At 66.6% G+C, this 22,664-nt stretch carries 15 protein-coding genes; 7 read left to right on the top strand and 8 right to left on the bottom strand.

Features of this window, described 5'->3' with window-relative positions; all coding sequences use genetic code 11:
- Window positions 1–3 precede the first annotated feature (3 nt).
- The 6 genes from SPO_RS04275 to SPO_RS04250 are packed head-to-tail and all read left to right on the top strand — an operon-like array spanning window position 4 to window position 10,635.
- The gene (locus SPO_RS04275) at window positions 4–1,011 is read left to right on the top strand and encodes a glycosyltransferase family 2 protein (protein WP_011046597.1); all 1,008 of its coding nucleotides are present in this window, start codon (window positions 4–6) and stop codon (window positions 1,009–1,011) included.
- Entirely contained in the window at window positions 1,008–5,612 is a 4,605-nt protein-coding gene (locus SPO_RS04270) for a MupA/Atu3671 family FMN-dependent luciferase-like monooxygenase (protein ID WP_011046596.1), read from the top strand. The genes SPO_RS04275 and SPO_RS04270 overlap by 4 nt, the downstream gene beginning before the upstream one ends.
- Window positions 5,609–6,280, top strand: coding sequence for a 4'-phosphopantetheinyl transferase family protein (locus tag SPO_RS04265; protein WP_011046595.1), 672 nt, complete (start codon window positions 5,609–5,611; stop codon window positions 6,278–6,280). The genes SPO_RS04270 and SPO_RS04265 overlap by 4 nt, the downstream gene beginning before the upstream one ends.
- A 31-nt stretch (window positions 6,281–6,311) precedes the next feature.
- Window positions 6,312–7,259: a hypothetical protein gene (locus SPO_RS04260; RefSeq protein WP_011046594.1), complete on the top strand. Its 948-nt coding sequence runs from the start codon at window positions 6,312–6,314 to the stop codon at window positions 7,257–7,259.
- A complete protein-coding gene (locus SPO_RS04255) occupies window positions 7,256–9,793 on the top strand; it encodes a hypothetical protein (RefSeq protein ID WP_011046593.1) in 2,538 nt (845 codons plus the stop codon). The genes SPO_RS04260 and SPO_RS04255 overlap by 4 nt, the downstream gene beginning before the upstream one ends.
- Window positions 9,790–10,635, top strand: coding sequence for a glycosyltransferase (locus SPO_RS04250; RefSeq protein WP_011046592.1), 846 nt, complete (start codon window positions 9,790–9,792; stop codon window positions 10,633–10,635). Before SPO_RS04255 ends, SPO_RS04250 begins: the two co-directional genes overlap by 4 nt.
- Window positions 10,636–10,674: 39 nt before the next feature.
- On the opposite strand, the gene SPO_RS04245 is transcribed toward SPO_RS04250, so the two are convergent.
- A complete protein-coding gene (locus tag SPO_RS04245; RefSeq protein WP_011046591.1) occupies window positions 10,675–11,880 on the bottom strand; it encodes a glycosyltransferase in 1,206 nt (401 codons plus the stop codon).
- A 216-nt stretch (window positions 11,881–12,096) separates the two neighbouring features.
- Between SPO_RS04245 and SPO_RS04240 the strand changes: the two genes are divergently transcribed.
- Entirely contained in the window at window positions 12,097–13,455 is a 1,359-nt protein-coding gene (locus SPO_RS04240) for an oligosaccharide flippase family protein (protein ID WP_011046590.1), read from the top strand.
- A 10-nt stretch (window positions 13,456–13,465) separates the two neighbouring features.
- Here SPO_RS04240 and SPO_RS04235 read toward each other — a convergent pair whose 3' ends face one another.
- The 7 genes from SPO_RS04235 to fdhF all read right to left on the bottom strand — a co-directional run bounded on the left by SPO_RS04235 (window position 13,466) and on the right by fdhF (window position 22,663).
- Window positions 13,466–14,740 carry a Wzz/FepE/Etk N-terminal domain-containing protein gene (locus SPO_RS04235; RefSeq protein ID WP_044027924.1) on the bottom strand — a complete coding sequence of 425 codons (1,275 nt, stop codon included), beginning with the start codon at window positions 14,738–14,740 and terminating at the stop codon, window positions 13,466–13,468.
- Window positions 14,741–14,841: 101 nt separating this feature from the next.
- Window positions 14,842–15,726, bottom strand: a complete 885-nt coding sequence (locus tag SPO_RS04230; protein ID WP_144083954.1) for a CpsD/CapB family tyrosine-protein kinase — start codon at window positions 15,724–15,726, stop codon at window positions 14,842–14,844.
- An 86-nt stretch (window positions 15,727–15,812) separates the two neighbouring features.
- Window positions 15,813–16,577 (bottom strand): sugar transferase, encoded by a 765-nt coding sequence (locus SPO_RS04225; protein ID WP_011046587.1) that lies wholly within the window; start codon window positions 16,575–16,577, stop codon window positions 15,813–15,815.
- Window positions 16,578–17,131: 554 nt separating this feature from the next.
- The gene (locus SPO_RS04220; RefSeq protein ID WP_044027923.1) at window positions 17,132–18,166 is read right to left on the bottom strand and encodes a hypothetical protein; all 1,035 of its coding nucleotides are present in this window, start codon (window positions 18,164–18,166) and stop codon (window positions 17,132–17,134) included.
- 207 nt (window positions 18,167–18,373) lie between these two features.
- Entirely contained in the window at window positions 18,374–18,889 is a 516-nt protein-coding gene (locus tag SPO_RS04215) for a thioesterase family protein (protein ID WP_011046585.1), read from the bottom strand.
- Window positions 18,890–18,910: 21 nt separating this feature from the next.
- A complete protein-coding gene (locus SPO_RS04210; protein WP_044027921.1) occupies window positions 18,911–19,687 on the bottom strand; it encodes a cyclase family protein in 777 nt (258 codons plus the stop codon).
- Window positions 19,688–19,885: 198 nt separating this feature from the next.
- Complete coding sequence (gene fdhF / locus SPO_RS04205; RefSeq protein WP_011046583.1) at window positions 19,886–22,663, bottom strand: formate dehydrogenase subunit alpha; 2,778 nt, start codon at window positions 22,661–22,663, stop codon at window positions 19,886–19,888.
- Window position 22,664: the final 1 nt, after the last annotated feature.

Below are 22,664 nucleotides of genomic sequence, written 5' to 3'. Positions count from 1 at the left end.
ACCATGAGCAGCGCAACCGTATTGACCGTCATCCTGAACTACCGCACGCCCGATCTGACGATCAGCGCCTGCGAGGCCGCCATGCGCGAGATGCAGGGCCTGCCGGGCGAGATCGTGGTGGTCGACAATGCCTCGGGCGATGGCTCGTTCGAGAAGCTTTCCAAGGCCGCGTCCGACTATGGCTGGCTGGCCAGCGGCAAGCTGCGGCTGGTGCAAAGCGGGCGCAATGGCGGTTTTGGCGCCGGGATGAACGTGGGCATGACCGCGGGTCTGTCGAACGGGGCCGCGCCTGATTTCTATTACCTGCTGAATTCGGACGCCTGGCCCGATCCGGGCTGCATCCGCGGCCTGCGCGATTTCCTGCTGGAAACCCCCGATGCGGGATTGGCCGCCAGCGCCGTGCGCGGCATCGACGATGATCCGCACCGCACCGCCTTTCGCTTTCCCACTGCAGCGGGCGAGTTCGAGGCCGCCGCCCGTACCGGCCCGCTGAGCCGCCTGCTGCGCGAGCGCATCATCGCGCCGCCCCTGCCCGCGCGGCGCACACGGGTCGACTGGGCCTCGGGCGCCAGCCTGATGATCCGGCGCGAGGTGATTGCGGCCACCGGCGGGTTCGACGAACGCTTCTTTCTCTATTTCGAGGAAACCGATCTTTGCCATCGCGCCCAGGCCGAGGGCTGGAGCACGCATTACCTGCCTGACGTGGGTGTGGTGCATATCGGCTCGGCCAGCACCGGCATGAAAAGCTGGAACCGGACCCCGCAATACTGGTTCGATTCCCGGCTTCACTACTACCTGAAAACCCATGGGCGGGCCTATGCGGCGGGCGCCACGCTGGCGCTGGTGGCCGGTGCCATGATCTGGCGCCTGCGCCGTCTGCTGCAGGCCAAGCCGCAGGCCGATCCTGATCGCTTCCTGAGCGATCTGGTCACTCATGCCCTGCGCGCCGCGCTGGGCCGGCCCCGCACCGCCCCCGCCCCAATTGCCGCCATCCCGGAGGACAGCAGATGAGCCTGAGCCATGTCGTGATCGGAAACGAATCCCTGTTGATCGGGTGCAGCGAGATGCTGCTTGATCGGGGCCACAAGATCGCCGCCGTTGTCTCGACCGATGCCGAAATCGCCGCCTGGGCACGGGGCAAAGGGCTGGCCCATATGCGCGACCTCTCTGATCTGGACCGGCATCTGGCCGGTGCCGGGTTCGACTGGCTGCTGTCGATCGCCAATCTGCGGGTGATCCCGGAGGCGCTGCTGGCCCTACCACGCCAGGGCGCGATCAACTTTCACGACGGGCCGCTGCCACGCTATGCCGGTCTCAACACCCCCGCATGGGCCTTGATGGCGGGCGAAACCCGCTATGGTGTCACCTGGCACCTGATCGAGGGCGGCATCGACGAAGGCGATATCCTGGCCCAGCAGATGTTCGATATCGCCGAGGACGACACCGCATTTTCGCTGAACTCCAAATGCTACGGCGCGGCGCTGGACAGTTTCGCGCGCGTGGCCGGGCAGCTGGAACAGGGGCTCGAGCGGCAGGCCCAGGATCTGAGCCAGCGCAGCTATTTCGGGCGCGACGCCCGGCCTGCCGCCGCCGGGCGGCTGGATTTCACCAAACCCGCCGCGACACTCGCCGCGCTGGTGCGCGCGCTTGATTTCGGCGATTACGCCAACCCGCTGACCTGCGCCAAGATCCTGGCCGGCGGGCGGGTGCTGGCCGTGGGCCGCGCCCGGGCCGAGGGCCGTTCCGGCGCGCTGCCGGGCACGGTTCTGTCCAGCAGCTCCGACAGCCTGACCCTTGCCTGCGGCGAGGGCGATCTGGTGCTGAGCGGGTTGCGCGCGCTGGATGGCGCGCCGGTCGATCTGGCCGCGCTGGTGCCCGAGGGGCAACGCCTGCCCGCGCTTTCTGCCGCCGAGAGCGCGGCACTTGACCGCGCGCTTGCCGCCGCCCTGCCCGCCGAGCGGCATTGGCGCCTGCCTCTTGCCGCGATGCGACCGTTGCCGGTGCCGCTGGCCGGTTCGTCCGCGCCGGGCATCCCCGGTCCGCACCGCATTTCGGTGCCCCACGGGCTGGACGATGCGGCGCTGATGGCGGCTGTGGTGGTCTGGGCCCTGCGCAGCAGCGGCGAAGAATTCGGCGATCTGGCGCTGACCACGGGCGCCATGCAACAGGCCGCCGCCGAGGGGTATATCAACGGTTGGGTGCCTTTGCAGGCGGCGCTGACCTCGACCCGGGCCGACCTGATCGGCTGGATCGAACAGACGGTCGAGGCCGCCCGGGCCAAGGGCGCGCCGCCCGCCGATCTGCTGCTGCGCGACCCGCGCATCGCCCATCGCGACACGCCGCAGGTGGCGCTGGCGCTGGATGGCGCCGGGCCGGTTCCGGGCGCTGCGCTTACCGTGGCGCTGGACCGGGGTCAGGCCACGCTCTTTGCTGATGCCGCGCGGCTTGACCCGCGCCGGACCGAGATCCTGGCCCGGCGGCTGGAAACCGCGATGCATGCGATGGGGCGCGCGCGCGCCACCGATACCGCCGCCGCGCTGCCGGTTCTGCCGGCCTCGGAACGCTCGACCATGCTCAGCGACTGGAACCGCAGCGCGCGCGATTACGACCGGGCGCTGACGGTGCACCGCGCGTTTGAGGATCAGGCCGCCCGCACGCCCGAAGCCCCGGCGCTGGTATTCGAGGGTCAAACGCTCAGCTACGCCGCGCTCAACGCCCGGGCCAATGCGGTGGCCGCGCGCCTGCGCGAGATGGGCGCTGGCCCCGGCAGCCATATCGGCATCTATCTCGACCGCAGCCCCGAACTGCTGATCGCGGCGCTGGCCGCGCTCAAGGCAGGCGGCGCCTATGTGCCGCTCGACCCCGCCTATCCGGCCGACCGCATCGCCCATTACGTGAGTGACAGCCGTGCCGCGATCATCGTTTCGACAGGCACGCGCGCGCAAAGTTTGCCCAAGACGCAGGCCCAAATCCTCGACCTTGGCCCGCTGGCGGGTGCCAGACAGCCCGAGAATGTCGATGGCTGCGCCAGTGCCGACGATCTGGCCTATGTGATCTATACTTCGGGTTCGACCGGCACGCCGAAGGGGGTGATGGTCGAACACCGCAATGTGGCCAATTTCTTTGCCGGGATGGATGACCGCATCGACCATGCATTGGGCGGGGTTTGGCTGGCGGTCACCTCGCTCAGCTTCGACATCTCGGTGCTGGAACTGTTCTGGACGCTGGCGCGCGGCTTCAAGGTGGTGCTGAGTTCGGACGAGAACCGCGCCGAAGTGTCGAAAGGCCCGATCGCGGTCAGCGACCGGCCGATCGACTTCAACCTGATGTATTGGGGCAATGACGACGGTCAGGGGCCGAAGAAATACGAACTGCTGCTCGAAGGCGCGAAATTCGCCGATGCGCATGGGTTCAACGCGGTCTGGACGCCGGAACGGCATTTCCATGCCTTTGGTGGCCCCTATCCAAACCCCTCGGTAACCGGCGCAGCGGTGGCTGCGGTGACGAAGAACCTGAGCGTGCGCGCGGGCTCCTGCGTGGCGCCGCTGCACCATCCCGCCCGCATCGCCGAGGAATGGGCGGTGATCGACAACCTGACCGGCGGACGCGCGGCGCTTGGCATCGCCTCGGGCTGGCAGCCCGACGATTTCATCCTGCGCCCGGAAAACACGCCGCCGCGCAACAAGCCCGCCATGTTCGAAACCATCGAGACCCTGCGCAGGCTCTGGCGCGGCGAGGCGGTGGAGTTTGCCAAGGCCGATGGCACCATGCATTCGGTCGTCACCCAGCCGCGCCCGGTGTCCAAGGAACTGCCGCTCTGGGTCACCACGGCGGGCAACCCGGAGACCTGGCGCGAGGCCGGGTCCATCGGCGCCAACGTGCTGACCCACCTTCTGGGCCAGAGCATCGACGAGGTGGCCGAAAAGATCCGCATCTATCACGCCGCCCTGCGCGAGGCGGGCCATGACCCGGCCGGTTTCAAGGTGACGCTGATGCTGCACACCTATCTGGCCGATACCCGCGAAGAGGCGGCGCGCATCGCCCGCGAGCCGATGAAGGATTATCTGCGTTCCGCCGCCGGGCTGATCAAGCAATATGCCTGGGCCTTCCCCGCCTTCAAGAAACCCAAAGGCGTGACCAACGCCTTTGAAATGGATCTGGGGGTGCTGAGCGGCGACGAGCTGGAGGCGATCCTCGATTTCGCCTTCGAGCGGTACTTCGAGGACTCGGGCCTGTTCGGCACCATCGGTGATGCGGTGGCCCGCGTCGAACAGCTCAAACGCATCGGCGTGGACGAGGTCGCTTGCCTCATCGACTATGGCATCGACCCTGCGGTCGTGCTCGAAGGGCTGAAACCGCTGGCCGAGGTCTTGCGGCGGGTGCGCGCGCCCAGCGCGTTGGCCGAGGATGATTTCTCGCTCGCGGCCCAGATCGTGCGCCATGGGGTGACGCATATGCAGTGCACCCCCTCGATGGCGCGGATGATCGCCATGAACGACGAGGCGCGCCTGGCACTGGGGCGGGTGAAACACCTGCTGCTGGGCGGCGAGGCTCTGCCCGGCGATCTGGTCGAGGATCTGCGCGAGGCGACCGGCGCCCGTATCCTCAACATGTACGGGCCGACCGAAACGACGATCTGGTCCACCTGCGCGCTGGTGCCGCCCCGGGCCGAGGGCACGGTCGATATCGGCCAGCCCATTGCCAATACCACCGTCTATGTGCTGGACGGCAGCGGCCAGCCCTGCCCCATCGGCGTGCCCGGAGAGCTACATATCGGCGGCGAGGGGGTCACACGCGGCTATTGGCAGCGCCCAGAACTGACCGCCGAGCGATTCCCGCGCGACCCGTTTGCGGCCGAGGCCGGTCTGACCGTGACCGCCGCCCCGCAGATGTATCGCACCGGCGATCTGGTGCGCTGGCGGGCCGACGGGCAGCTCGATTTCCTTGGCCGCAGCGACCATCAGGTCAAGATCCGCGGCCAGCGGATCGAGCTGGGAGAGATCGAGGCCGCAATGGCGGCTTATCCCGGCGTGACCGGTGCGGTGGTGATCGCCCGCGAAATGGGCGGCGACACGCGGCTGGTGGGTTATGTCACCACCGGCGGGCCGGTCTCGGATGCCGCCCTGCGCGCGCATCTGGCCGCGCGCCTGACCGAGGTGATGGTGCCCGCCCATATCGTGACGCTTGACGCGTTTCCGCTGACACCCAACAAGAAGATAGACCGCAAGGCCCTGCCCGAACCGGTGCAACAGCGCGCCGCACCCAGCGCCCCCTCGGAACCCGCCAGCGGCGCTGAGGCGCAGATCGCCGCGATCTGGTCACGTATCCTAGGCGTCGGCGACATCCGGGCCGATGACAACTTCTTCACCCTCGGCGGGCATTCCCTGCTGGCGGTGCAGGCCCATCGCGAGATCCGCGCGGCGCTGAACGTGCCGAACCTGCCGATCACCGACATCTTCCGCTTTCCCACGCTGGGCGGGCTGGCCGCGCATCTGTCACAAGGCAGCGCCCCGGACGAACCGACACCGCCCGCCGTCGACAGCGAGGAACGCGCCAGCACCATGTCGCGGCGGCGCGCGATGCGGGCCAGCCGACAGGAACGGGTACGGTGACAGGGGCGGCCGCCTCCGGCGCGCTGATGCTGGCGGCGCCGCTTCTGGACAGGCGGGTGGCACTGGCCGCGACCGACCCCGCCGGCCCCTACGAGGCCTATCCGGAAGAGCTGGCCGCCCTGCCCCGCGCCACCGAAAAGCGCACGCGCGAGTTTGCCGCCGGGCGCGCTGCCGCCCGCCTGTCGCTGCGCGAACTGGGTGCTCCGGCGCTGGCGATCCCGATGGGGGCCGACCGTGCACCGGTCTGGCCGCCGGGGCTGCTGGGCAGCATCACCCATACCGACACCGCCTGTCTGGCCGCCACCGCCTGGGAGGGCGAGTTTCGCTTGCTGGGCCTGGACATGGAACCCGACACACCGCTGGACGCTGACCTGCTGGAGACCGTCTGCACCCCTGCCGAGCGCGCCTGGCTGGCCACTCAGGATGAGGCCGGGCACTGGGCCAAGCTGATCTTTTCGGCCAAGGAAGCGGCCTATAAGGCGCAACACCGGCTGAGCCACGCCCTGATCGGTTTTGACGCGCTCGAGCTGCGGATCGACGCCCCCGGCCAGAGTTTTGTCGCCACATTCCAGAGCGATGTGCCCCCCTTTGTCAGGGGCGAGGCCCTGCACGGACGCTTTGCCCGGGGCGGCGGGCTGATTGTCACGGCATTGGCCGTTGCGGCGTGAAATCCGCCCCGGGTTGCGTTAGAAATCCCCCATGTTGCGCGTTGTTCTGCCCACTCTCCTGATCCTTGCGATTCTCTCGGCCGGTCTCTGGTGGGGCTGGCTGCGTCCGCGCTTGCCCGACAGTGGCGCCATTGATGCCGCCTATGCCCGGCCGCTGCCGCCGCCCGCCGGCCCGATGCGTGTGTTTCACCTGGGCCACAGCCTGGTGGGACAGGACATGCCGGCGATGCTGCAACAGCTGGCCCCGCCCGGGCATGACTATGCCAGCCAACTGGGATGGGGCACCACGCTCAAGGCCCATTGGGAGCCGGACGAGGGGATCAACGGCTTTGACCAGATGAACGACCATCCCCGGTATCGCGCCGCCGACAGCGCCCTGCGCTCGGGCTCCTATGACGCCGTGGTCCTGACCGAAATGGTCGAGCTGACCGATGCGATCAAGTATTTCGACAGCGACCGCTATTTCAGCAAATGGGCAGGCCTCGCCCGGCAGGCGCGCCCCGATACGCGGGTGTTCCTGTACGAGACCTGGCACTGGCTGGACGATCCCGATGGCTGGCTCAACCGGCTCGACCGCGATCTGGTGACGCTGTGGGAAAACGAGATCCTGCTGCGCGACCTGGCCCGCAACCCCGACAACCCGGCCCATGTGATCCCGGTGGGTCAGGTGCTGTCCCGTTTCGTGCGCGCGCTCGAGGCGCGCGGCGGCGTGCCGGGCATCGACGGGCCCGAGGCGCTGTTTGCAAGGGACGATCAGGGCCAGCTTGACCCGATCCACATGGGTGATCTGGGCAACTATCTGATCGCGCTCACCCATTACGCGGTGCTCTATCAGACATCCCCCGTCGGTCTGCCCCATCAGTTGAACCGGGCCGATGGCAGCCCCGCCCTTGCCCCCTCGCCCGAGGCCGCGCGGCTGATGCAGGACACCGTCTGGCAAACCGTCACGAGCTATCCCAAGACCGGAGTCCCGCAATGAGCTGGATCAGCAGCCTGATCGGCATCCTTTTCATTGGCCATTCGTTGTTCGGCCCCACCAACCCGCAGATGCTGTCGCAGGTGCTGCAGGGGCGCGACGTGCGGGTCGCGGCGCAAATCATCAATGGCGCGCCGCTGTCTTATCAATGGGACAATGGCGCCAAGGCCGAAGGCGTGAACGCGCGCTCGGTCCTGCCGGGCGGTGGGTTCAACGTGGTGATCCTGACCGAGGGCATACCGCTGGCCAACCAGATGCAGTACAACGACAGTATCGGCTCGGCCCGGCGCTATTACGATCTGGCGCTGTCCGCGAATCCCGACACCCGGGTGTTCCTGCAAGAGACATGGCATGACCTGCGCTCGGGAAGTGGCGTCGATATCCCCTATGACGAGGGCGACGACGTGCCCTGGCGCGAGCGGATCGAGGCGGATCTGCCCCGGTGGCAATCCATCGTCGACGGCGTCAATGCCACCCGCCCCGAGGGCGCATCACCGATGCAGCTGTTGCCCGCCGGACAGGCGATGTTGGCCCTGACCGATGCCATCGCAGCCGGGACCGTGCCGGGGATCGACCGCATCGCGCAACTTTTCTCGGACGATATCCATCCCAACGATCTGGGCTTCTACTTCCTGACCATGGTGCAATATGCCGCCGTGACCGGGGAAAGCCCGGTGGGCCTGCCCCGGCGGCTTCAGGATCGCTGGGGCAAGGCCTATGACACCCCGGAACGGGCGCTGGCGCAGCGGTTGCAGGAGGTGGCCTGGACCGTGGTGCAGGGGTTCGAGGCGCCCGAGCCGCCCGCGCCGCAGCCGGTGGCACCCCCGGACGAGCCCACAAGCGAACCCGCCGCCGCCGAACAGGCGGGCGAACCCGCCGAGCCGCGACAGGGCTTTGTCGCGCCCCCCGTGCCCGAGGGGACGGTGCCGGTGGCGATCGGGCTGGCCGGGGTCAATGACTGGTCGGTGCAGCAACCCTTTCTCGACGTGTTCAAGACCGCCCGCCCCTGGATCGGCCACCTGCCCCGGCAATGGGGTGGTGTCGATCATGCGCAGCTGCAAGAGGCCGGCTATCTCGACCCGCAAGGCTGGGTGATGGCGATCCCGCCCGAGCTGGGTTCGGTCGGAACGCTGATCCTGACCGACCTGCCCGAGGAGGCGGTCTCGACCGCGGGGCGCTATGTGCTGCGCTTTGCCGGCCAGGGCGTGGTCGAGGTTTCAGGCCGCGCCGGGAATGTGCGCTATGGCAAGAACAGCGTCAGTTTCGATTTCACCCCCGGTCCCGGATCGGTCGATATCCGCATCCAGCGCACCCATCGTGGCGGCGATTACGTACGCGATATCTCGGTTGTGAAAGAGGAACATCTGGCCGCTTATCAGGCGGGTGGTCTGTTCAATCCGCTCTGGCTGGACCGGCTGATGGGCTTTCGCGCGCTGCGCTTCATGGACTGGATGCAGACCAACGACTCGCAGCAATCGGCCTGGGCCGACCGCCCCCGGCCCGAGGAGTTCACCTGGGCGATGAAGGGCGTGCCGCTCGAGGTGATGATCGAACTGTTGAACCGCACCGGCGCCGACGGCTGGTTCAACATGCCCCATCTGGCCGATGACGACTATATCCGCCGCTTTGCCGAAATGGTGCGCGACGATCTGTGGGTCGAACAGCGCGCCTATGTCGAACTGTCCAACGAGGTCTGGAACTGGCAATTCACCCAGGCGCAATGGGCCGAGGATCAGGCCCGCGCCCGCTGGAACAAGAAGGACCACTGGGTCAGCTATTACGCCACCCGCGCGGTCGAGATGGCCGATATCTGGGCGCAGGTGTTCGGCGATCAGGCCGAGGCGCGGCTGATCCGGGTGATCTCGACCCAGACCGGCTGGCTGGGACTGGAGGAGATGATCCTCGACGCCCCCATCTGGACCGCCGAAGAACCGGGCCGCGCCACACCCGCCACCCATTTCGACGCCTATGCGGTGACCGGCTATTTCGGCGGCACGCTGGGATGGGAGGATCGGCTGCCGCTGGTCCGGCAATGGCTGGTCGACAGCCACGCCGCCGCCGAGGCGCAGGCCGATGCACAGGGGCTGAGCGGTGCGGCGCGCGACGACTATGTCGCAAAGCACCGCTATGACCTGGCCAGTGCGCTGGCCTGGGCCGAGGTGCGCGACGGTGCCGCCAGCGGCAAGGTCGAGGACACGCTGCTGGGCAATCTGGGCGAACGTCTGCCCTATCAGGCCGAGGTCGCGCGCCGCTATGGGCTGGACCTGATCATATACGAGGGCGGCAGCCATGTGGTGGGCAGCGGTCCGCTGGTGGATGATGCCGAACTGGCCGCCTTCCTCATGCATTTCAACTATACGCCCGAGATGGGAGAGCTTTATACCGATCTGATCCGGGGCTGGCACGCGTTGGGGGGCGGGCTGTTCACCGCTTATGCAGATGTCTACCGGCCCAACAAATGGGGCAGCTGGGGCCATCTGCGCCATCTCGACGACGACAACCCGCGCTGGGACGCGCTGGTGGAGTTCCTGAAGTGAGCCGCTGGCTGAGCGTCATCCTGCCCGCCCATGACGAGGCGGAGTGGATCGGCGCCTGCGCCCGTTCGGTTTTGGCCTCGGACCCGCTGCCTCGGGGCTGGCGCGGAGAGGTGCTGGTGGTGGCCAATGGGTGCAGCGACGACACCGCCGCGCGCGCCCGCGCCTTTGCTGATCAGGCGGCGGCGCGCGGCTGGGACTGGCAGGTGCTGGAACTGGCCGAGGGCGGCAAGCTGGGCGCGCTGACCGCCGGGGATGCGGCTGCGCGAGGCGAATTGCGGGCCTATCTGGATGCGGATGTGCAACTGGACCCGGCGCTGCTGGCGCGGTTGGTCGCCGCACTCGAAACCGAGGCGCCCCGCTATGCGAGTGGCGCGCCCCGCGTGGCCCGGGCAAAGAGCCCGATCACCCGCCTTTACGCGCGCTTCTGGCAGGGCCTGCCCTTTGTCACCACCGGCGTGCCGGGCTTTGGTCTGTTCGCGGTGAACACCGCCGGGCGCGCGCGCTGGGGGGATTGGCCCGACATCATCTCGGATGACACGTTTGTGCGGCTCAGCTTCACACCGCAAGAGCGTCTGCGGGTCGAGGCCGGGTATGACTGGCCCATGGTCGAGGGGTTTGCCAATCTGGTGCGCGTACGGCGGCGGCAGGATGCCGGCGTGGCCGAGGTGGCCCGGCTCTACCCGCATCTGATGAAAAATGACGACACGCCCGGACTGGGTCTGGGGGGCCTTCTCGGGCATCTGCTGCGCGATCCGCTCGGCTTTGCGGTCTATGCGACTGTTGCGATTGCGGTGCGGACGCCGCTCTACCGGCCTCGGTCCCACTGGGACCGAGGCCGGTAGAGCGGCGGGGGCCCAGAAAATTCGACGAATTTTCTGGGCCTACCCCTCGAAACTCGCGATCAAATCAGCCAGTTTGCCGGCCTGATCGTCGATGGCGTGGCGGGTCAGCACCCGCGCACGTCCGGTCTCTCCCATCGCCTGCAACCGGGCCACCGGGGTCTCGGCCAACCCTGCCAAGGCCTCGGCCAGCGCGGCATCGTCTCCGGCCGGCACCAGCCAGCCGGTCTCGCCCGGCAACACCAGTTCGGGCGTGCCCGCCACATAGGTCGCCACCACCGGTCGTGCAGCCGCCATCGCCTCCATCACCACCATGGGCAACCCTTCGGCAAAACTGGGCATCACCAGCGCATGCGCCCGATCCAGCGCCGCGCGCACGCCGTCCTGATCCAGCCAGCCGGTCAGCGTGATATTGCCCTGCAACCCGGCCTTGGCTATCGCCCGCTCCAGCGCCGGACGCATCTCGCCATCGCCGACCAGGTCCAGATGCACCTGCGGATGTCGCCGCACCAACCGCACCATGGCATGCACCAGCACCATCTGCCCCTTCTGCTCGACAAACCGGCCGATCGAGACCAGGCGCAGCGGCCCCTCGGGCGCCGGTTCCGGATCGGCAAAGGCCTCGGGTTCGATCCCGCAATGCACCACATGCAGGTGGTCCCAGCTGTCAAAGGCCGCCCAGCGGCAGAGCTGGCTGCGTCCGAACTGGCTGACCCCCACGGCAAAGCGCGCGCGATCCAGCTTCTCCCCCAGGCTGAGCGCACCCGGTGCGTCGAATTCTTCGGGCCCATGCACGGTAAACGAGTATCCCGGCCCGCCCAGCGCATGGGCCAGCATGGCAACGGTGGCGGAATTGGTGCCGAAATGGGCGTGGATATGACCGACCCCGTCCGTTTCGCAACGGTTCGCGACCTCGGCCGCCTCGGCCAGATAGATCAGATGGCGCGCCATCCCGCTGGACGAGGCGCGCCCACAGCGCAGCGCCAATCGCAACGCGGCAAGGCCACGCCCCGGCGCGCGCAGGAACCGGCGCAACAGGGCGCCGCCCAGCCCCAACACCCTCCGGTCGAGCACATAACTCGTCTGCTCCGCCTCGGCCCGGTCACGCACATCGACCAACGGCGCCTCGGCCCGGCGCATCGCCAGCCGCACCACCTGATGCCCCTGCCGCTCGAGCGCCTGGATCTCGCGGCGGATGAAACTGTGCGAGGGTTGCGGATAGGTGTTCAGGACATAGGCAATGATCACGAGGGCGGATATCCGGCTAAGGAAGGTCGCCCCAGTCCTAGCCTGCAGTCGCTCTGCTGCCTAGCGCGGGCCCGCATCGGGCCCCCGGCAAGCCGCCGCCTGTGGACCCAAGGCCACAAGCATGGCGCGGCAAGGCGCGCTCTGATTGACCCGACCGGCGCCGGTCCCTAGCGTGGCGGAAAACCGGCCCAGACAGGCCGCCAGCAGAGATCCCACATGCCCCGCCTTCTCTCCGCCTTTCACGGTTCCGGCCTGATGGCCCGCGTCCTGCGCAGCGCCTCGTGGCTGATGGTGGGCTATGGCGGCAGCCAGGCGCTGAGGCTGGCGGCGAACCTGCTGATGACCCGGCTGCTTTACCCCGAGGCCTTTGGCCTGATGACGCTGGTCACGGTGGTGGTGGTCGGGCTGAACCTGTTTTCCGACGTGGGCATCGGCCCGGCCATCGCGCAGAACCCGCGTGGCGACGACCCCGATTTCCTGAACACCGCCTGGACGATCCAGGTGGGGCGCGGCATTGGGCTGTTCACGGTCGCCTGCCTGCTGGCGGTGCCCGTGTCGCGGATTTATGACGAGCCCGATCTGACCACCTATCTGCCGGTGGCGGCGGTGGCGCTGCTGATCTCGGGCTTTTTCCCGACCCGGATCGAAACCGCGCACAGGCACCTGATCGTCGGGCGTCTCACCGTGCTGGACCTGATCAGCCAGCTGATCGGGATCGGCGCAATGGCGGCGCTGGCGATTGCAACACGCTCGGTCATGGCGCTGGCGCTGGGGGGCGTGATCACAGCACTGGCCAAGCTGATCCTGACCCATTTCCTGTTACCGGGCGCCGCCAACCGGTTCCGCTGGGAGCCAGCGGCCCGGTCCGAGTTGATGCGGTTCGGCAAATGGATCTTCCTGTCCACGGCGCTGACCTTTGTGATCAGCCAGGGCGATCGGGCGATCCTGGGCCGCTACCTGACGATGGAGATGCTGGGCATCTACAACATCGGCTATTTTCTGGGCAGTTTCCCGATCATGCTGGGGCTGGCCGTGGTCGGGCGCATCATGCTGCCGGTCTATCGCGATCACCCCCCCGATGCCGACCCGGCCAACTGGCGCCGGCTGGCGCGATTGCGGGCAGGCGTGACGCTGGGGGTCGGGATGCCGCTGGTGGCGGTGGCGCTGGCCGGGCCGCAGCTGGTCGACCTGCTTTATGACCCGCGCTACCAACTGGCCGGGCCGATGGTGACGCTGATCTCGCTGGCCTTCATCCCGCAGCTGATCGTGGTGACCTATGACATCGTCGCGCTGGCGCGGGGCGACAGCCTGTCCTATTTCGCACTGATGCTGGTGCGGGCGCTGATGCAGGTGGGTGCGATCCTGCTGGGGCTTTGGGCCTTTGGGATGCTGGGGGCGATCCTGTCGCTGGCGGCGGCAACCCTTGCCACCTATCCCGCCGTGCTGTGGCTGACCGGCAAATACGGCGCGCGCGACCTGCGCCACGACATCATCGCAATCGTGCTGGGCGGGATTGCCGCGGTCGCTGTAATCCGGTTTCACTGGGCCGAGATCGCGCCGCTGGTACCGCTCTGAGCCCTGGGGTCTATTCCGCCGGGGTGCGGCGGCGGCGGAACCGCGACATCAGGCGCGACCAGAGCGAGGGCGCGCGCCGGTCGCCATCCAGATAGGGCACCGTGACCACCGGGCGGAAGCCCAGTTCGCGTTCCAGCTGTCCGGCGCTGCGCAGCACCGGGTGTCGCATTTCCAGCAGGACGGCCAGTGCAAAGGCGGCAACAAAACTGGCGGCCGCACCCAGGATGGCCTTTTTCTTGCGGCTTTCGGTGACCGGATAATCGGGGATCGCGGCCTCTTCGATGACGGTCAGCCGTTCGGCCTGGCGCTCGGCCTCGATGAGAAAGCCCATCTCGGCCTCGTTGCGACGGGTCGAGACCTGGTTCAATTCGTCCTGCAACTGCTCCAGCCGGCGATCATAAGTGCCCAGCATCCGCTCGACCTCGGGGCTGGTCTCGATCTGGAGTTCCAGCTCGCGCTTGCGGCTGTCCAGCAGGGCCCGCTGCGCATCCAGCGTGGCCAGCTGTTCGCGGTAATCCTTCTTCAGCCGTTCGGCGGTGGCCGGGCGCTCGCTCTGCTCGGCCAGCTGGATGGCGCGCTCGATCTCGATCCGGTCACGCGCGATGTCGAGCAGGCCGCCATTGATGGTGGCAATCTCGTCGCGCCGCGCATCCAGCACACCGGGCAGCGCCAGCTGGTTGTGGCTGCGGAACTCCTCGATCTCGCCTTCCAGCGCCTCGATATCGGTTTCCAGCGCCGCCGCCTGCGCATCGAAAAAGGCCAGGGTGGCGCGGGCATTCTCGATCCTGGTACGTTTGCTCAACTCGACGGTGCGCTGACCGAATTCATGCGCCACCTGCTGGGCCAGAACCGCGGTCGGCATCCGGGCAGTGATGGTCAGAACCGAGATGGTGCCATCGTCAGAGAACCCTTCGCGCGCGGCGGCCACGCCCTCGATCCGCACGGCGGTGCGCAGCATATCCACCTTGGCCTGCGGCCTAAGCGCGGGGATATCGGCATAGATGCCATATTTGTCGATGATTTCCAGCATGGTGCCACGGGTGGTCAGGACCTGCTGGATCAGTTGCAGTCGCCGGGCCGAGGATCCCTCGACTGTGCTGCGCGCCAATTCGTCGGAAACCACCGGGCGCGCGATCTGGATGACCTCATAGGCCTCGTATTCGTGCTTTTGCATCAGGGCAAAAACCAGCGACAGCATCGTCCCGATCACGACAACAGCCAGCATGACCCGCGCGCGCCTGCGGATCATGTCAAGGATGTCTTCCAAGGAATAGATCGGCCCCATGCCTGTCACTCAACTCGCTGATACGAAACCATGCCTGTATGCAAGGGCAACAGACCATGGCATGCAGACGAAAATAAGGCAGTTCCGGGCAAAAACGAAGGTCAGAGCGCGTAGTTTTCCGCGCCGGTGCCGCGCCCGCGGTTCAGGATGACACCCAAAAGCGGTGTTGTGTCACCGATCACCTGCTGACAGCGGCGGATCTGGTCGGCGGTGGTCTGGGTGCCATCGGCAACCAGCAGCACCCCGTCGAGCCGGGGCAGGAAAGCCGCCAGATCGTCATGGGCCAGGATCGCGGGCAGGTCGCAGATCACCACATCCGGGTTCAGCTCATCCTGGATCAGGTCCAGCACCTCGGCGCTGGCCGGCGCCTGCAGCAGTTCCGAGGCATCGCCCGCAACGCCCGCACCAAGCCCCACCGCCAGCGTGCCGCTGCACCGGGTCAGATGATCGAGATAAGAGACATCGCCCCGCAACAGGGCGCGCATGTCGCCCGGCGCGCCGAGGCCAAGCGCCCCTGCCAGACCCGGATCGCGCATGTTCATGTCCAGCAGCACGGTCCGGCTGTCGGGTACCCGCGCGATGCTGAGCGCCAGATTGACGGCGGTAAAGGAGGCGCCACAGCCACGGGTGGGCGCGACAATGCCGATCCGGCGCCAGCCGCGCGCCTTCAGCGTCTGCAACAGGCGGGTGCGCAGCACGTCGAACGCCTTGGCCGCAGGATCGGAGCGGTGGAGATTGACCAGCGGCATCTGCCCCACTTGACGGCGCCCCAGCCCCAGCGGCGTGGCGCGCAGACGCTCCCACGGCTCGGGAAGAGTGGCGGGCAGCGAAGCGACAACCTCGGGTTCGGGCAGCGGCATCGGTTTGCTCGGCGACATGACCTTTTCGACCCGCGGCGCGGCCGCCTCGGCCCTGAGCGCGGCCTTGCGGCGGAACGGGCGTTCCGCAGCAGCGCGCTTGCCGATGCCGGTGGTCTGGTCGTTCATCAATGCAACCGTTTCAGTTTCCGGAGCCAGGTCTCTGTCATGATACGCCATATTCTGGGTCCCAAACTATGAAATTACACCTAAACTCAGCACCCGGTGCGACGCACCACCACCGAGGTGGTCCGCAGCAGCAGAGACAGATCGCCCCTCAGCGACAGCGTCGATGCATAGTCCGCATCGGACTTTGCCCGGTAATCGAAGCGCGAATTGTTGCGTTCCGAGACCTGCCACAGACCGGTGATCCCGGGGCGCAGGGCAAAGTAGCTCTCGGCAGGTCCGTAAAGCGGCAGTTGCTCGGGCATCATCGGGCGCGGGCCGACCAGGCTCATATCGCCGGTCAGCACGTTCCACAGTTGTGGCAGCTCGTCCAGCGAGGTGCGCCGCAGGAAGTTTCCGACACGGGTGATGCGCGGATCATGCTTCAGCTTCTGTGTCGCGTCCCATTCGGCGCGCATTGCCGGATCCGCCGCCAGCATCCGTTCCAGCCGGGCATCGGCATCCATCACCATGGTGCGCAGCTTGAGGATCTGGAACCGCTTGCCGTCGCGGCCCAGCCGCGGCTGCCGGTAGAACGCGCTGCCACCTTCCAGCCGCAGCGCCAGCGCGCACAGGCCGATGATGACAAGCGCAACCGGAAGAGAAAGGAGGATGAAGGCTACATCCAGACACCGCTTGCCAACAGTTGCGTAGACGCCATTTGCCGGAGAAAAGGCTCCCCCCCGTTTCTCCAGCGGTGCGTTCGTGTTTGCAGGCAGCAGCGCCGCTTCCAGCGCGCTCCTGGCCCGATTGCCCTGGCCAGACGCCACCGGCATCGGAACCGCCAACGAAGCGGTGTGGATATAGTCCTTCATGTTCCCCCCCTACGTGGGATACCTGGAGCGAATGCCCGGCGCTGAACCCCTGCGCCGCGACCTCGCAGACAACTCTTCACTTACAGACGAGGCCGAGCAGCCGGCCCCGGTTATTGCGGCGGAGTCCCTACCCCGGTTTGCCGCGCCCTACGCGCCGCGTCTCCGGGTATCAACGTGGCAAACTTCCGCCATAGTTCTGCCACGTTCGAACCTAACATCTGTCTGGATAATTTTAAGAAATTCTGCGTCAACAGATTGTTTCCGTCTGCAACTGCCTAGAATTTCGCAAACTTCCGATTCAGCGGCGAACCAATCGGTCGCATAGGTGCGGATTGTTTCGATTTCAGCATCTACCCTTGTGGGGAATCGGGCTGTATCCCGACACGGGTCGATCTTATCAAATCCAGTCGGAAATGTGTCGAAAACGTGGCGGCAAGCTGCCGTGGCGAGTTTGCTTTCAGCTGCTTGCCCGATATCGCAGCCTGCGGCGGTACACCGTGACCAGACGCGTGTCCCGATCGCTCGCGGACCCGGGGCTCATGCGCCGGGCATGCTCATGCACTCTTGAGCGAGCGGCCTTCCCTGAGGATCTCGCGGAAACTGTCGACCGCGCCCTCGAAGTTGCGCGCCAGCGGCGCGGTGACCGGCGATTGGGCCGCAAAATAGGCCCCCACCGAACAGATCTGCATCGCGAATTCGGGATGGACCCCGGCATCGTCGTATTTGCGCACCCGCGCCTTGGACAACCAGCCGCGCGTGCGGGCCTCTTTCACGATCAGCTTGAAGCGCTGTACGCAATGAAAGGTCAGATAGACCGAGAGATAGTCCAGATACGTGTCGATCCGGTGGCCGCATCCGGGGTCAAAGGCGTCGATCATCACATCGACCATCTGGTCCGGTGCGATCGGCCAGGCCTCGTCCCCGATGAGCCAGGCGAAATCCTCGGCCCCGTGGCGCAGGCCGCAGTATTCGAAATCGAACCATCTGAGCCGGCCCGCCCGGTCCAGCGCCGCATTGCCCGACCGGCAATCCCATTTCACGAATTGCCCGCCCGGACAGGCCAGACGTTCGGCGGCGGCGGCGCGGTCGAACCGCGCGTCGATCCCCATCGAATAGGGTTGCAGGCTGTCCACTGCCGCGACCAGATTGGAAATCCAGGTCTCGCTGCCCCCCAGATGCGGTAACATCTGGTGCAGGTCGGCGCGCCGGGCCGCGCTGTGGATGCGAAAGATCGCGGCAGCCGCCTGCGCGGCCAGATCCAGACGGCCCGTTTCGGTGTGCCGCATGATCTCCTGATTCAGGCGCCGCCCGCCCACATCCGACTGGAACAGGACCTCGCCCACCACGCCCAGGCATTCGGGCAGGTCGTCGCAATGGGCGCGCAACCGTTCGAGCACGAAAGCTTCCAGATGGGTGCGGCGGACATTGGGGCGCAGGGTGGCGATGACATCCATATCGTCGAAATGCAGCCGAAAGCTGGAGCGGTTCTCGCCCCCCGGCGCCGTCACCTTGCAGACCGGGCGGCCGAAATGGACCCGTGCCGTATCGACGATACGGTTCAGCCGCTCCGACTTGCCGGTCGCCTCCATCGCTTTCGCTCCTTCTCGCCTGCCCAAGAGAGACAGCCGCCTGCCTCGAGTCCCCCTGTCGATAGCATGAAGTGCGATTCGGCCGCAGCATCGGCACAATTTGGCGCCTGATTGCGGGCAGTCCGCGGGTCAATTCCCGGACCTGCCCAGTATTGTTCACGGGAAGGGAGCGCGCGCCGCCTTACGCCCCGCGCAGGATCGCGCCAGTCACCGGCGCAGCGCCAGAGTCGCGCCGATCGCCGGATGGCCCGGAAGCGCCGCATGATCCGCCCGCATCCGTGCCAGCCGCGCCTGCGCCCAGGCAGGGAAGGGCGCGCCGCGCCCGGTCTGCTGGCTGACATTCATGATCAGGGCTTCCTGAGTGGCACAAAGCGCGCCGTCACGATCCGCAAACATCTGTCCGAAATAGATCAGCCGCTTGGCATCGTGATCGAGCAGGCGGAAATACAGATGAAACGCCTCCCCCTCCAGCAATTCGCGCCGGAACTGAACATGTGACTGCAGGATATAGGGACCGGCCCCGGCGGTCTCGGCATAGGTCTTGCCAAGGCCCAGATGCTCTTCCAGCATCACATCCAGCGCCTGATCGAAGGCCACACCGTAATAGCCCACGTTCATGTGCCCGTTGTAATCGATCCACTCGGGTCTGACGGCAAAACCACGCACCTCGACCGGGGCGGGATAGGGGCCGTCATGGCCGCTGTGCGGTTCTTGCTCCGACATGGCTCTCTCTCTTTTGCCTGCTCAGTCCTCAAAGATCGCCACCGCACGGGTGAACCCGGCGCTGGCGCCTTTGATCTTGAAGGGGAAACAGGAAATGGTGAAGCCCGTCGGCGGCAACTGGTCCAGATTGGCCAGCTTTTCCATGTGGCAATAGCCGATTTCCATCGAGGCGCGGTGCCCCTCCCAGATGATCGCCGCATCGCCACTGTCGGCATAGGCGCGCGCAGTCAGCGCAAACGGCGCATCCCAGGACCAGGCATCGGTGCCGGTGACCCGCACGCCGCGTTCGGTGAGATAGAGCGTCGCCTCGCGCCCCATGCCGCAGCCCTTGACCAGGTAGTCCGGCTGCCCGTATCGCGCGCCCGCCGAGGTGTTGACCACCACGATATCGAGCGGCTGCACCTCATGCCCGATGCGCGCCAGCTCGGCCTCGACATCTTCGGCACTGACCACGTAACCATCCGGGAAATGGCGAAAATCCAGCTTGACGCCGGGGTTGAAACACCAGTCAAGCGGCACCTCGTCAATGGTGATCGCCCGCGCGCCGTTGTTCATCGTCGAATGGTGGTGATAAGGCGCGTCCAGATGGGTGCCGTTATGGGTCGCCACACTCAGCCGCTCCACCGCCCAGCCCTCACCACCCGGCAGGTCCTCGCGTTTCAGCCCCGGAAAGAAGGACATCACCTGTTCGGCGGTCTGATCATGGGTGAGATACTCGATCTCGGGCAACATGATCGGCGGGTCGGAAACGATACCGGTTTCCAGTGGCACGGAGAGATCGACAAAGCGACGGGACATGAGCGCTCCTCTGGGCATGTACGGCGCAGGTTAGGCGGCCCCGCTACGCCCGGCAAGCCGCAAAGGGGGCGCTGCCCCCTCGGCCCTTGCGGGCCTCACCCCCGGAGTATTTCCGACCAGAAAGAAGCATATATGCGCCATGCTGCTTCTTTCTGGTTCAAAATACTCCGGAGCGCGAGGCGGAGCCTCGCAAAAGACCTACTCCGCCGCCAGCGCTTCAGCTTTTTCGACCTTTACGGCTGCGTATTTGAACTCTGGGATTTTTCCGTAAGGGTCGAGGGCAGCGTTTGTGAGGATGTTTGCGGCGGCTTCGACATAGGCGAAGGGGAGGAAGACGTTGTCCTGGGCGATGGCGCGGTCGGCGCGGACCATGACCTGGACGCTGCCGCGCCGTGTGGTGAGGCGGATCATGTCGCCGGGCTCGATGCCCATGGCGCGCAGGGTGGCGGGGTGCATCGAGCAGTTGGCCTCGGGTTCGACCGCGTCGAGCACGCTGGCGCGCCGGGTCATCGAGCCGGTATGCCAATGTTCCAGCTGCCGCCCGGTGATCAGCACGAAGGGATAGTCCGCATCGGGGCGCTCGTCGGGCTCGACGATCTTCGCCGGGGTGAAGCGGGCCCGCTTGTTCGCACGCGGGAAGCCGTCGCCAAAGACGATGGCCTGGCCCGGATCCTCGGGGCTGAGCGAGGGATAGGTGACCGCCTCGCCTTCGAGCCGCGCCCAGGTGATGTTGTCGAGCGATTTCATGTTGCGCTTCATCTCGGCAAACACTTCGCTGGGGTGGCTGTAATTCCAGTCGAGGCCGAGGCGCCTGGCCAGTTCCACCTCGATCCACCAGTCTTCCTTTGCCTGCCCCGGGGGCGCCACGGCGGGGCGGCCCATCTGGACCTGGCGGTTGGTGTTGGTCACGGTGCCGGTCTTTTCCGCCCAGGCGCTGGCGGGCAGGATCACATCGGCATAGTTCGCGGTCTCGGTCAGGAAGATATCCTGCACCACCAGATGCTCGAGCATCGCCAGCGCGGCGCGGGCATGGTCGACATCGGGGTCCGACATGGCCGGGTTTTCACCCAGGATATACATGCCCCTGATGTCGCCATCATGGATCGCATGCATGATCTCGACCACGGTCAGCCCCTTCTGGTTCGAGAAGTCGCCCGAGTTCCACACAGAGGTAAAGGCCGAGCGCACGCCGTCATCGGTGACCGACTGGTAATCGGGCAGGAACATCGGGATCAGGCCCGCGTCCGACGCGCCCTGCACGTTGTTCTGACCCCGCAGGGGGTGCAGGCCCGCGCCGGGCTTGCCCACATTGCCGGTCATCAGCGCCAGAGAGATCAGGCAGCGCGAGTTGTCGGTGCCGTGGATATGCTGGCTGACGCCCATGCCCCAGAAGATCATGCCCGCCTTGCCCGCCGCAAATGTGCGCGCCGCGTCGCGCAGCTCACCGGCCGCGATGCCGCAGATGGGCTCCATCTTCTCAGGGCTATAATCGGCCAGATGCGCCTTCATCTCCTCCCAGTTCTCGGTGAACTGGTCGATATAGGCCTGGTCATACAGCCCCTCTTCGACGATCACGTGCATCATCGCGTTCAGCATCGACACATCCGCGCCCGGCTTGAACTGCAGCCGGTGGGTGGCAAAGCGGCCCATGCCGACGCCGCGCGGGTCGCAGACGATCAGCTTGCCGCCGCGCTTGGTGAACTGCTTGAAATAGGTCGCCGCCACGGGATGGTTCTCGATCGGGTTGCAGCCGATCACGATGGCCACATCCGCATTCTCGATCTCGTTGAAGGTCGCCGTCACCGCGCCCGAGCCGACATTCTCCAGCAGCGCCGAGACCGAGGAGGCATGGCAGAGCCGGGTGCAATGGTCGACATTGTTGTGGCCAAAGCCCTGGCGGATCAGCTTCTGGAACAGATAGGCCTCTTCGTTCGAGCATTTGGCGCTGCCGAACCCGGCGACATAGCTGCCCTTTTGCGCGCGCAGATCGGCCAGACCGCGAGCGGCAAAATCCAGCGCCTCTTCCCAGCTGGCCTCGCGGAAATGGCTGAGCGGATTGCCCGGATCCACGTTCAGCCCCTTGGGCGCGTCCGCGCGGCGGATCAGCGGTTTGGTCAGCCGGTGCGGGTGGTCGATATAGTCAAAGCCGAACCGCCCCTTGACGCAGAGCCGGCTTTCATTGGCCGGACCGTCGACGCCGGTCACATATTTGATCTTGTTGTCCTTGACCTTGAAGCTCAGCTGGCAGCCCACCCCGCAGAACGGGCAGACCGAGGTCACCTCGCGGTCGTAATCCTTGCTGTCGCCGGCCTGCTCCGCATCGAGCACGGTCGCCGGCATCAGCGCGCCGGTCGGGCAGGCCTGCACGCATTCGCCGCAGGCCACGCAGGTCGAGGCGCCCATCGGGTCGTTCTGGTCGAACACCACCTGCGCCCCGGCGCCGCGCCCGGCCATGCCGATCACGTCATTGACCTGCACCTCGCGGCAGGCGCGCACGCAGAGATTGCAGTTGATGCAGGCATCCAGATTGACCCGCATCGCCACGTGGCTGGCATCCAGAAGCGGCACGCTGTCGGGCGTCTTGGCCGGAAAGCGGCTCTCGCTGACCCCGTTCAGACCGGCCATGGCGTGGAAATGGCTCGAGGCGTCATGCGCCACCTCGGGCTGGTCGGCCAGCAACAGCTCGACCACCATCTTGCGGGCACCCTCGGCGCGGGCGCTGTCGGTGGTGACCACCATGCCCTCGGCCACCGGCCGGATGCAGGAGGCCACCAGCGTGCGCTCGCCCGCGACCTCGACCATGCAGGCGCGGCAATTGCCGTCCGGGCGATAGCCCGGGTCGGGCTTGTGGCAGAGATGCGGGATCACCAGGCCGCGGCCATGGGCGGCCTCCCAGATGGTCAGCCCCTCGGGCACGGTGACCTCTTCGCCGTTGAGGGTAAAGCTCACCATCTCGACATGTGCGCCGTCGGCCATC

Source organism: Ruegeria pomeroyi DSS-3 (genome assembly GCF_000011965.2).
GTDB classification, from domain to species: Bacteria; Pseudomonadota; Alphaproteobacteria; order Rhodobacterales; family Rhodobacteraceae; genus Ruegeria_B; species Ruegeria_B pomeroyi.
This window is presented reverse-complemented; position numbering and strand designations above follow the sequence as displayed.